9 protein-coding genes and 2 tRNA genes are annotated in these 10,509 nt (G+C 44.6%); 3 read left to right on the top strand and 8 right to left on the bottom strand.

Translation table 11 applies throughout. The annotated features are described in order from the left end of the window. The 4 genes from ACTHQF_RS05740 to ACTHQF_RS05725 all read right to left on the bottom strand — a co-directional run bounded on the left by ACTHQF_RS05740 (window position 1) and on the right by ACTHQF_RS05725 (window position 2,265). Window positions 1-73: transfer RNA gene (locus ACTHQF_RS05740), tRNA-Asp, on the bottom strand. 103 nt (window positions 74-176) lie between these two features. Then, window positions 177-250 (bottom strand) — tRNA-Asp (locus ACTHQF_RS05735). A 110-nt stretch (window positions 251-360) separates the two neighbouring features. Next, window positions 361-1,434, bottom strand: coding sequence for a peptide chain release factor 1 (gene prfA / locus ACTHQF_RS05730; protein ID WP_440428959.1), 1,074 nt, complete (start codon window positions 1,432-1,434; stop codon window positions 361-363). A gap of 87 nt (window positions 1,435-1,521) precedes the next feature. After that, entirely contained in the window at window positions 1,522-2,265 is a 744-nt protein-coding gene (locus tag ACTHQF_RS05725) for a UDP-2,3-diacylglucosamine diphosphatase (protein ID WP_440428958.1), read from the bottom strand. Window positions 2,266-2,358: 93 nt separating this feature from the next. On the opposite strand from ACTHQF_RS05725, the gene ACTHQF_RS05720 reads away from it, so the two are divergent. Then, window positions 2,359-3,369 (top strand): NAD(P)/FAD-dependent oxidoreductase, encoded by a 1,011-nt coding sequence (locus ACTHQF_RS05720; RefSeq protein ID WP_440428957.1) that lies wholly within the window; start codon window positions 2,359-2,361, stop codon window positions 3,367-3,369. Between the two features lies 1 nt (window position 3,370). Further along, on the top strand, window positions 3,371-3,697 hold the full coding sequence (locus ACTHQF_RS05715; RefSeq protein ID WP_440428956.1) for a 2Fe-2S iron-sulfur cluster-binding protein: 327 nt from the start codon (window positions 3,371-3,373) through the stop codon (window positions 3,695-3,697). A gap of 2 nt (window positions 3,698-3,699) precedes the next feature. Here ACTHQF_RS05715 and ACTHQF_RS05710 read toward each other — a convergent pair whose 3' ends face one another. From ACTHQF_RS05710 to ACTHQF_RS05695, 4 genes are all read right to left on the bottom strand, one after another. Further along, window positions 3,700-3,915, bottom strand: coding sequence for a hypothetical protein (locus tag ACTHQF_RS05710; RefSeq protein WP_440428955.1), 216 nt, complete (start codon window positions 3,913-3,915; stop codon window positions 3,700-3,702). Between the two features lie 88 nt (window positions 3,916-4,003). Then, window positions 4,004-4,801, bottom strand: coding sequence for a DUF4397 domain-containing protein (locus tag ACTHQF_RS05705; RefSeq protein WP_440428954.1), 798 nt, complete (start codon window positions 4,799-4,801; stop codon window positions 4,004-4,006). A 9-nt stretch (window positions 4,802-4,810) separates the two neighbouring features. Further along, complete coding sequence (locus ACTHQF_RS05700; protein ID WP_440428952.1) at window positions 4,811-6,373, bottom strand: SusD/RagB family nutrient-binding outer membrane lipoprotein; 1,563 nt, start codon at window positions 6,371-6,373, stop codon at window positions 4,811-4,813. A gap of 18 nt (window positions 6,374-6,391) precedes the next feature. After that, window positions 6,392-9,499, bottom strand: a complete 3,108-nt coding sequence (locus tag ACTHQF_RS05695) for a SusC/RagA family TonB-linked outer membrane protein (RefSeq protein WP_440428951.1) — start codon at window positions 9,497-9,499, stop codon at window positions 6,392-6,394. Window positions 9,500-9,728: 229 nt separating this feature from the next. On the opposite strand from ACTHQF_RS05695, the gene ACTHQF_RS05690 reads away from it, so the two are divergent. Next, a complete protein-coding gene (locus tag ACTHQF_RS05690; RefSeq protein WP_440428949.1) occupies window positions 9,729-10,475 on the top strand; it encodes a DeoR/GlpR family DNA-binding transcription regulator in 747 nt (248 codons plus the stop codon). The last annotated feature ends 34 nt before the right edge of the window (window positions 10,476-10,509 follow it).

Below are 10,509 nucleotides of genomic sequence, written 5' to 3'. Positions count from 1 at the left end.
GGACCGGACGGGACTCGAACCCGCGACCTCCGCCGTGACAGGGCGGCATTCTAACCAGCTGAACTACCGGTCCGTTTCCCATTGGGAGTGCAAATATAAATAAATAACGCTTTATTCAAAGAGATTAAGGAAAAAAGCAATAAAACAAAAAAGCCACTCGTTGGAGTGGCTTTCTGCGGACCGGACGGGACTCGAACCCGCGACCTCCGCCGTGACAGGGCGGCATTCTAACCAGCTGAACTACCGGTCCGTTTGTCCCTTTCGGGAATGCAAATATAGATCAAACATCTGAGTTTGCAACATTTATTTGATAAAAATCAGAAGGTACACGTAAGTACTTCATGATCAGTACAGAAAAGATTAGATTACCGCACCTTCTTTCATCTTTTCAGCATTTTCAGCAAACTGAAGTGCATCGATGAGTTCCTGAACACCACCGTCCATCACGGCATTCAGGTTGTAAAGTGTTAATCCAATACGGTGATCAGTAACCCTACCTTGCGGATAATTGTAAGTTCTGATCTTAGCAGAGCGGTCACCAGTGGATACCATTGTCTTTCTTCTGGCAGCGATGTCACCATTCTTTTTCTGCAGTTCAATGTCGTATAGCTTACTTCTAAGCATCTCCATCGCGATCTCCCGGTTACCCAATTGAGAACGTTCCTGCTGACAAACGACAACAATACCACTTGGCTTGTGCGTAAGCTGTACTTTGGTCTCTACCTTATTCACGTTCTGTCCACCGGCACCACCTGAACGGGATGTCTGTAGCTCGATATCTGCAGGGTTCAAATAGAAGTCGATCTCCTCAGCTTCCGGCAATACAGCCACGGAAGCTGCAGAGGTATGCACCCTACCCTGTGTTTCGGTTTCAGGAACACGTTGCACGCGGTGTACACCTGATTCATATTTCAACTGGCCATACACATCTTCGCCAGACACTTTCAGGATAACCTCCTTGTAACCTCCGGCAGTACCTTCGGTAACATCAACCACTTCCACTTTCCAACGCTTCTGCTCGAAGTAACGGGTGTACATACGGTATAGATCGCCTGCGAATAAGGCCGCTTCATCACCACCGGTACCGCCACGGATCTCAAATACAGCATTCTTGGAATCTTCAGGATCTTTAGGGATAAGCATCAAACGTACTTTCTCTTCCAACTCTTCCTGTTGTTTCAAAAGCAGGTCCAATTCTTCTTTAGCCATCTCCCGTAACTCCGCATCTTTTTCGTTGCTCAGGATCTCTTTGTTGGCTTCAATATTACTCATTACATTCTTGTAAACTTTGTACTCGTCTACAATCTTGGTAAGGTCTTTATATTCTTTATTAAGCTGGGCAAAGCGCTTCATATCCTGCATCGTATCAGGATTGCTTAACTGCTCTTCTACATCTTCCCAGCGCAGCTTTATAGCTTCTAATTTTTCTAACATATGTTTTTAGAAATTAAATTACCTGAACTTCAATAGGATATTCCGTGTCAGGTATTAAGTTTGGAATGCAAAAATAAGGTTTTTAGCTTAATATTCCTTTTCAAAATATTTCAGGGCGAGCTCGTTGCCATCAAACACCGCATACGAGTTGTAGTTCATCCACTCTCCGGTATTCACATAGCGGCTGTTGCTTCCAACCTTGAGATCAAGCGGAAGATGGCGGTGGCCGAAAATGAAGTAATCGTAGTATTTCTTTTGCAGCTGCTCGGAAGCATGGGTAAAAAGCCATTCATCTTCAGGAATGGTAAAAGCATGTGCTTTCTTGGTGCGGCTGCTATCTGACCAGGCATTTGCAATACCTATTCCGATCCTTGGGGGTACCAATGAAAATAACCACTGGCAAACGGGGTTGCGAAACACCTTACGCAGGAATTTATATTTATGATCCCCGGGACCTAAGCCATCACCATGATGGAGGTAGAATTTTTTCCCATTTCGCTCCATCTCTAACTCGTCGCTGATGATCTGCATGCCGAGTTCGGTACTGAAATAGTCATGAACCCACATATCATGGTTGCCCTTGAAAAAGTAGATCTTGATGCCGGCATCAGTCATCATGGCAAGTTTACCCTGTAAACGGGCATAACCTTTAGGAATTACCATTTTATACTCAAACCAGAAGTCGAATACATCACCCATCAGGAACAATTCAGAACATGTCGGTTCTATGAAGTTCAACCAGCGTATAATGCGGTCTTCACGCATCCTGCTTTGCTGGTGATTGGGTGATCCGAGGTGGAAATCGGAAGCGAAATATATTTTCTTTGTCATCAATTGCGACAAATATAGTCAGATTTGAAGCATTTGTTGACAATTAAGAATCATTACAAACAAATTTTGTAAATTCGCAGCAAATTTAAATACATGATTTCTACAGATATAGCCATCGTTGGCGCCGGACCGGTTGGTCTATTCGCGATATTTGAAGCAGGTTTACTAAAAATGCGTTGTCACCTGATAGATTATTTACCTCAGGTAGGCGGACAACTTTCAGAGATATATCCTAAAAAACCTATATATGACATCCCCGGATATCCGACAGTACTTGCACAGGAACTGATTGATAATCTGATGGAACAAGCTAAACCTTTCCACCCTGGTTTTACCTTGGGCGAGCGGATTGAAGGCCTGGAGAAACGTGGCGAGCGTGATTTCGTTTTAACCACGAACATGGGTACCGTTATTGAAGCTAAAGTTGTGGTTATTGCTGGTGGTCTTGGCTGTTTTGAGCCTCGTAAACCTGCGGTTTCCGGACTAGAGCAGTTTGAGAACGGTAAAGGTGTGAATTACATGATCCTTGATCCGGAGAAATACCGTGACCAGAAGATGGTGATTGCAGGTGGTGGTGATTCGGCGCTTGACTGGACCATTTACCTGGCAGATGTGGTAGATCAGCTTACATTGGTTCACAGAAGTGAAAGCTTCAGAGGTGCACCAGATTCAGTAAACAAGGTGATGGCGCTTGCAGACAGCGGTAAAATCAACCTGATCCTGAACAGTAACTTAAATGCAGTTTCCGGAACTGGCAAACTGGAGAACGTTGAAATTATTCACAACCGTTCTATGGAGGTTACCAACGTTGAAGCAGATCATCTGATTCCTTTGTTCGGCTTGAGCCCTAAGTTAGGTCCTATTGAGCAATGGGGATTAAACATCAGCAAAAGTGCTATTGAGGTAAATACTGATGATTATTCTACAAACATCCCGGGCATCTATGCTATTGGCGATATCAATACCTACAAAAACAAACTTAAACTGATTTTATGTGGTTTCCACGAAGCGGCTTTAATGAGCCACAGTGCATACCAATACATGAATCCAGGCATTAAATATACCATGAAATACACTACAGTTAACGGTGTATCAGAATTCTAATATGGAAGAAAATAACATCACTGTAAGCATTCAGAATCCAGACGGATCAATAACCCCACTGGAGGCACCTGTTGATATGGGCCTAAGTTTAATGGAGTTCTTAAAAGCTTCTGAGTACGATATCCTGGCCACCTGTGGTGGGATGGCATTATGTGCAACCTGCTGTGTAGATGTGCTTGAAGGCGAAGAAAAGTTGAATGAGATGTCGGATGATGAGTATGCCATGCTGGATACGCTACCTGACTTATTGCCAAATTCGAGACTTGCTTGCCAGCTGAAGCTTAATCCGGCAATGGATGGCTTAGTTGTTAAGCTACACGGAACCTAGGCTTAGAGCCTGTTTCCGTCTGGATCAGCAAGGGCTTTCTGGATGGTGAACTCCACATAACGGCGATCCCGTTTAACGAGCTCCATCAATTGTTCTACCAACTGATCTTCCTGGCCAGGCTTAAAAGGCAGATCTTTCTGTGCTAAATCTCTGTATTTTCTCAGGAACTTCAATTTAACCTTTTCAGCGGTATCAGGAGTAAGTGTAAAGCTTGCCATATCAGTATCTTTTTATCAAAAGTATAAAAATATATAAATAAAAAAAGCCCACGCCATTACGGTGTGGGCTTTAGTTTTTAGGTGACCCTTATGGTCTGTTGGATGTATTGTCCAGAAATGGTCTGTTGGTCGCTGCTGCACCCGTTACCGTCATATCGCCTCTGGAGCTAATGGTATATGCTCTACCAGCAATAAACGACACCTGAGAGGTCCCTGTTCTGCTGATCACATTTGCAGGGTTTCCAGGGTATCTGGCAAACACTTCATACACCCCATTTGGCACTTCAGTAAAGGTTGATGCCGCCTTGTAACCAATGTTTGTTGCAATAACGACCTCCGCCGCTGTGTTTATGTTTTTAGCAACCAGATCGAATCCTGACGTTGCATTCGCAATGGTATTGACAAAGCGCACATGTGCATTGGTCGCACTTGCAGCAGGAAGAATGTCTTCAACAAGAAAAGCCTCCACGGTTTTCGAATCCGCATTGTACGCGCCACTGGTGTACAATGAATAGAGCTTTCCATTTTCTAATGAGCCCTGCAGGTTGGCTACCACTGCATTGGGATTTGTTGTTGCAGTGGCTGAAACGATGCCTTTTAGGGTATAATCTCCCCCTGGCAGTAATGCATAGTTAGCTGCCGGGAACACACTTCCATAGTTAACACCAGCAGCCGCTTCAGCACCGGTGCCGCTAAGGGTTGCCGAAATCTTTTGGTCATTGGCGTAAAAGTTCATGGACGGGGCATTTACACCGAAGTTGAAAAATTTGATCTGTGCGCCAGCATCCGTTGGCGTGGTTTCGATCTCATGAATGCCATCCTTCTCACAAGAGACAAATGTGGTAGCCAAGAGTAGTATTGCTGTGATGATATTTATTTTTTTCATGATTCGTGATTAAGGTTGAGTGATCCACATTTCTTTGGTATGGTAATCGAGTGCTAAACCGCCAATCTTTTCCAGGCTTTCCCGGTTCCATACATATTCGGAGTTGTAACGCGGTCTGATACGGTAAACTGGCTTGTTGGCGTTATCCGGATAAAGGTTTACCGGGATCACAAAGCCGCTGAATACCTGATCGCCGGTCGCTGGATCTGCATCGGTATAGTGATATCTTCTCAAATCCATCCATTGTTCTAGAGCTCCCCATCCCCATTGAGCAATATATTTTTGTTCCATGATGTGCGACAAGCTCAGATCTGCCGCTGCAGGAACGATTGCCGGATTGGCAAGGAAGGCCTCTTTTTCTGCTGCGCTGATTTGAGTAGGCGTCTGGTTCGCATCTCGGTTCCTTGCATTGACAAAGTCGATATGCGAAGACACACCGTTTTTATATGCTGCTAAAGCGGTTTCCTTATCTCCTTTCTTGTAAGCTGCTTCCGCTTTGATAAACTGCAACTGCGAATAGGTCATTACCGGGACCCTACTCTTGTCATCAAACAGGTACCTTGTTGGTGTACCTATCGAAATGACTGCGGGATAACCCCAGATATTATTTGGTACCTGGTTTGCAGTTAAACCACCTGTACCAAATGTTGGTTCTAAACCACGGTACACGCTATCAGGTGCTGGCGAAAGCATCCTGGTCATACGCGGATCTACAACGCCAGAAAACTCGGCACCGTTCATCAGATTCACGATGAAAGTAGTTTGCCTGTAAGCAGTGAAGTTTTCTCTTGTGGGACCCAGGAAATTCCGGTCATCATTGGATACGCCGGTATAGCCCAGCAAAGCGTCATCATTATTATTCTCGAAGGACTTGTCTACCGCGGCAATAACCTCATCAGGATTATATGCAGCCTTGTTGCTGTAGTGATTTAAGTTCATCGCCAGCAAACCGTAGGCAAACTTCAGCCATTTGGAACGGTCACCTTTATAGATCAGATCTGTTTTACCCAGAAATGCAGCATCAACGGCACCATCTGTTCTTTGCAGGTTGGTAATGGCAAGTTGCAATAAACGTCTTACTTCTTCATAAGTATATTCCTGGGTATCATAGTTGAAGACGTTTTTAGTGGGGTCTATCGCTTCTTTCACGATGATCTCTCCGTGAATGTCAGTTAATGCCTGCCAGCCCCATGCTTTCAGGATATAACCAACACCAAGCAAGTCCCAGCGCTCTTCTGCCTCGGCCTTGGTCATCATATCTACCAGGTTCTGTCCGAAGGTCCAGTATACATCCCTGAACAACTCTCCAGCATTGTCTGATGATGGGTCGTAACCCATCCTGTCCCAGGTGCTGTTTACAGTGGTAAGGGTTAGATTCTGTGTATAGCGGTTGATGAAGCGCGCATCATACTGCGGACCGGTAGCCATCCAATGCAACATTGGCGACAAATACAGGTTTGGGGTCACCATCTCTGGTGCATTTGGATTGGTATTGACATCCAAATATTTTTTACATCCACTGCCGGCGAGCATCACTGCAGCAGTTAGGAAGGTGATATATAATTTCTTCATGATGATTTACAATTTAGATTACATGCCAATTTTAACTCCGAAGTTCATGCCGATCGGCATTGGAAAATTACCATAATCCACACCGGCAGAGCCCGAACCACCTACAGCAGCTGTATTTCCATTTACAACGGGATCAAGTCCTGAGTAGTTGGTGATCAGGAACAGATCGGTACCGGTTACGAAAACACTTGCAGATTTAAAAAACTTTTGTTTCTGCAATAGTCTTGAAGGTAAGCGGTAGGACAAGGTTACATCTTTAAGTCTGATCCAGTTGATGTCCTTTTCAATAAACTGCTCCTCACTTGTATTGATGTAGAAGCTGTTTTGCAGGTAAGGATTTACAACAATGGTATTCTGCGTTGGATTTGCAGTATTCTCTCTGCCGTCCTGATATACACCCTTTACAATTCTCGGTGTCGAACGATCAAGTGTTCTGGTGCTTAAGCCTTGTGTTGTTAAAAAATGTTCTGTTGCATTTAATACATCTCCGCCTTTACGTGTATCGATCAGGAATGATAAGGAGAAGTCTTTGAAGGTAAAGTTATTCGTGATACCTAAGCTAAAATCTGGCTGCCTATCATATCCGCCGCTAATGAAAGTGGTGGATCTAATTGGCAAACCGGACGTAGGATTGATCAGGATATCTCCATTATTATTACGTAAATAGAACAAGCCCGTCAGCGATCTGGTAGATTCCCCCGGCGTATTACCATTTCTTACGTTTCCGTACAACCAGGTATCCGACACGTAAGATTCAGGCAGATTGTTTGGAAGGGCAACCACTGTTCCTTTGGCATGCTCAAAGTTGGCTAAGATATCCCAGCTAAATCCCGGGCGCTCGATTGGTCTGGCTCTAACACTAACTTCGACACCCTCATTACGGGTTACACCACCATTTAGATTAAGTAAAATATAGCCGGTCGCGTAACTTCCACGAATGTCGTTTACAATCTGATCTTTGGTTTCCTTGCGGTAAACGGCTACATCGACACCTAAACGGTTATTCAGGAATGCTAGCTCCGTTCCGAACTCGTATGATTTTGCGAACTCTGGTTTAAGTCCCGGATTTGGTCCGGTAAAACCGTAACCATAACCACCACCAACAGTAAGTTTGTTTTCCAGAACAGGTCTGTAAGCATATGGTTTGGCATCTTTACCAACCTGTGCGTAAGCTGCTCTTAATTTACCCGAAGTAAGGAATTTTTTTAAGCCGCTAAACGCTGGCACATCGGTAAAGATGAAACTACCCGAAACGGAAGGATAGAAGAACGAATAGGCGTCAACCGGGATGGTTGAAGTTAAGTCATTACGTCCGGTTGCGGTCAGGTATAAGAAGTCTTTATATCCAAACGTTGCTCTACCGAAGAAACTCACCAACCGTCGTTGAGAGATGGTGGTGCTGTTGAGCCTTGTTGCGGTATTGTTCAGGGAGATGAAGTTAGGATCAAGGAAGTTCTCACCAGCACCAGCATCGATGTTTGACTTTGCATCCTGAATGGCATTACCCAAAGTTGCATCGAAGGTCCAGTCATTACCTAAGTTCTGTTTTGTGAAGTTGATCAGGTTCTGCATGCTCAGGTTGCGGGTTACGTCATTCGCAACATCCAGCAATCCGCCTCTGGAGAAACCTGAGGCACTCTCCGGGTGACGTAAGATCATGTTCTGACTGGTGTAGGCATCAATACCGATCTTAGAGTTGATGTTTACCCAAGAGAAAGGTGTGATGGTTAGTCCGAAGTTGGTTACAATACGGTTTACCTTGGAGTTGATCTTGTTTTTATTTACGTTGAAATACGGGTTATCAATTTCACTTTGAGTCCCGGAAGGAAAGCCCGGAAGGCTCAGCTTTCTTCTAGTGCCCGCAGGGGTAAGATAATTTCTGGCATCATCAGTTTGTGGCCATACGAGTAGTCCTAGTAGCGGACCGCCATTACCTTTGAATGCCTGATCGTTATTGGAATAACTGTACTGCATGGAAAGGTCTGTTTTCAACCAGTCGTTTACCGTGCCCTGTGAAGCACCGGTAATGTTAAAGCGCTCATAGTTGGTACCTGGCACCACACCTTGCTGATCCACATAGGAGGTAGAGATCCTGTAATTTACTTTTTCGGAACCGCCATCGAAGGACAAATTATGTTTCTGGGTAAAGCCTTGCTGGAAGAATTCAGAAACGTTGTCGAACAACTGGGTACCTGCAGGGAATTCCGGTCCGAATGAAGGATATGAACCTGCCTGAGCGATTACTACGCCCGTTTGACCTGCACTTCCAATACCATATTTGTGCTGAATTTCAGGTTGTGAACGTACGGATTCCACCCGAAAGCTATTGCTGTAATTTACAGAACCTACACCTGCTTTACCTCTTTTGGTGGTGATCACGATGGCACCATTGGCAGCATCAATACCATATAAGGCTGCAGCTTCAGGTCCCTTTAGTACGGTTAGTGATTCAATGTCTTCCGGATTGATATCGGCAGCACGGTTGGTAAAATCTACCCCGCGGTTAAAAAGCCCTGTGGATGAACTTTTGTCAGACGTAAATGCACTTGTACTGAGTGTTTTGTTATCAATCGGCAAACCATCAACGACAAAAAGCGGTTGGTTGCTCCCGCTGATGGAACTTACACCCCTGATGGTAATGGAAGAAGACGCACCCGGAACACCGGAAGAGTTGTTTACCTCTACACCAGCCACACGGCCTTGAAGCGCATTTACGAAGTTCTCCCGTTGTGTACTGGCAATTTCAGCGCCCTTTACGGCTTGTTGTGCAGTACCAAGCGACCTTTTTTGAACAGCCTGTCCTAAAGCGGTGATCACAACCTCGTCCAGTCCTTGTGCATCATCGGCAAGTACAACGTTGATGGTGTTTCCAGTAACGGTTTTCTCCTGAGGCGTCATACCGATGTAGGAGAAGGAAAGAACAGCGCCGCTAGCAGCACTGATGGTGTAAACACCGGATGTGTTGGTCTGGGTACCAGTTTGGGCACCTTTGACTTTAACGGAGACACCAGGTATAGGCTGACCATCAGATGAGGTCACCTTACCGGTAACATTGATCTGCTGCGCAACAGCTTGTGTCGCGAACAAAATCATGCCCCATAAAAACATGAGTAGCTTTTTTTTCATGAATTAGTTTGTTTGTGAATAATGAGTTAACCTAAAATGCCGGAACTGAAAAACGCATTAACCCGCATTTTGCAGTTTGTCAAGTAAATATCATGATATTTTTGAATTAAAAAATAGCCCGTTAACGATTAGGTAACATTTAATTCTGAAAAGCAGGCAAAATCCCGCATAAACACGCAGATTGTGTTTTTAATAATTATTTCTAAATTGGCATAAACCAAAAAACCATATGTTAAAACGGGAGCGGCATGAGCTGATCATGCGCCAGATCAATCTTCATAATCGGGTACTGACCACAGACCTTGTCGAATTGCTTCAAGTATCAGAAGACACCATCAGAAGGGACTTGCAGGAGCTTTGTGATCATCAAAAACTGCTAAAAGTACATGGAGGGGCACTATCCCGTTCTTACCAATCCGCTTACGATGACGATGCGATCTATGCCCGTGAAGCTAAAATAGCCATAGCCAAAAAGACGATCAGCCTGATCAAGGATGGTATGGTTATCTTAACGGGTGGCGGTACCACCATCATTGAACTGGTGAAACAGCTTCCAGTAAATCTTCGAGCCACATTTTTTACCATCAGCCCCTTTGTAGCCATAGAGCTTGCAAAATACGATGGCATTGAGGTCATTTTAATTGGTGGTATATTTTCCAAGAACTCCAAGGTGACTTTTGGAGGCCATGTGATCAGCCAGCTTGCGGGGATCAATGCAGATCTGTGCCTGATCGGAACCAGTGCCATTCATCCGGAAAACGGTCTTACAGACACCGACTGGGAAATCAATCAACTAAAAAAAGCAATGTTCCAATGTGCCCGGAAAGTAGCGATCTTATGTATCTCCGAAAAGCTAAACATCACGCTCAGGTTAAAGGTTGCGGGGCTGGAAAGCATCCATCACCTGATCACCGAACTGCTGCCAAGCGATGATATTCTGAATACTTATCGATCCAAAGGCCTGAATATCTCTTAGCAATTTTCTCAGGCCTGCACGATTGTCATTAAAA

It is taken from the genome of Pedobacter sp. SAFR-022 (assembly GCF_051965375.1).
GTDB lineage: Bacteria > Bacteroidota > Bacteroidia > Sphingobacteriales > Sphingobacteriaceae > Pedobacter.
The sequence above is the reverse complement of the archived record's forward strand: the minus strand, read 5'-3'. Positions and strand labels throughout refer to the sequence as shown.

Excerpts from the sequence above, each read along its gene's own strand:
- prfA (WP_440428959.1), bottom strand. The coding sequence starts at position 1,434 with ATGTTAGAAAAATTAGAAGCTATAAAGCTGCGCTGGGAAGATGTAGAA.
- ACTHQF_RS05720 (WP_440428957.1), top strand. The coding sequence starts at position 2,359 with ATGATTTCTACAGATATAGCCATCGTTGGCGCCGGACCGGTTGGTCTA.
- ACTHQF_RS05710 (WP_440428955.1), bottom strand. The coding sequence starts at position 3,915 with ATGGCAAGCTTTACACTTACTCCTGATACCGCTGAAAAGGTTAAATTG.
- ACTHQF_RS05725 (WP_440428958.1), bottom strand. The coding sequence starts at position 2,265 with ATGACAAAGAAAATATATTTCGCTTCCGATTTCCACCTCGGATCACCC.
- ACTHQF_RS05695 (WP_440428951.1), bottom strand. The coding sequence starts at position 9,499 with ATGAAAAAAAAGCTACTCATGTTTTTATGGGGCATGATTTTGTTCGCG.
- ACTHQF_RS05690 (WP_440428949.1), top strand. The coding sequence starts at position 9,729 with ATGTTAAAACGGGAGCGGCATGAGCTGATCATGCGCCAGATCAATCTT.
- ACTHQF_RS05715 (WP_440428956.1), top strand. The coding sequence starts at position 3,371 with ATGGAAGAAAATAACATCACTGTAAGCATTCAGAATCCAGACGGATCA.
- ACTHQF_RS05705 (WP_440428954.1), bottom strand. The coding sequence starts at position 4,801 with ATGAAAAAAATAAATATCATCACAGCAATACTACTCTTGGCTACCACA.
- ACTHQF_RS05700 (WP_440428952.1), bottom strand. The coding sequence starts at position 6,373 with ATGAAGAAATTATATATCACCTTCCTAACTGCTGCAGTGATGCTCGCC.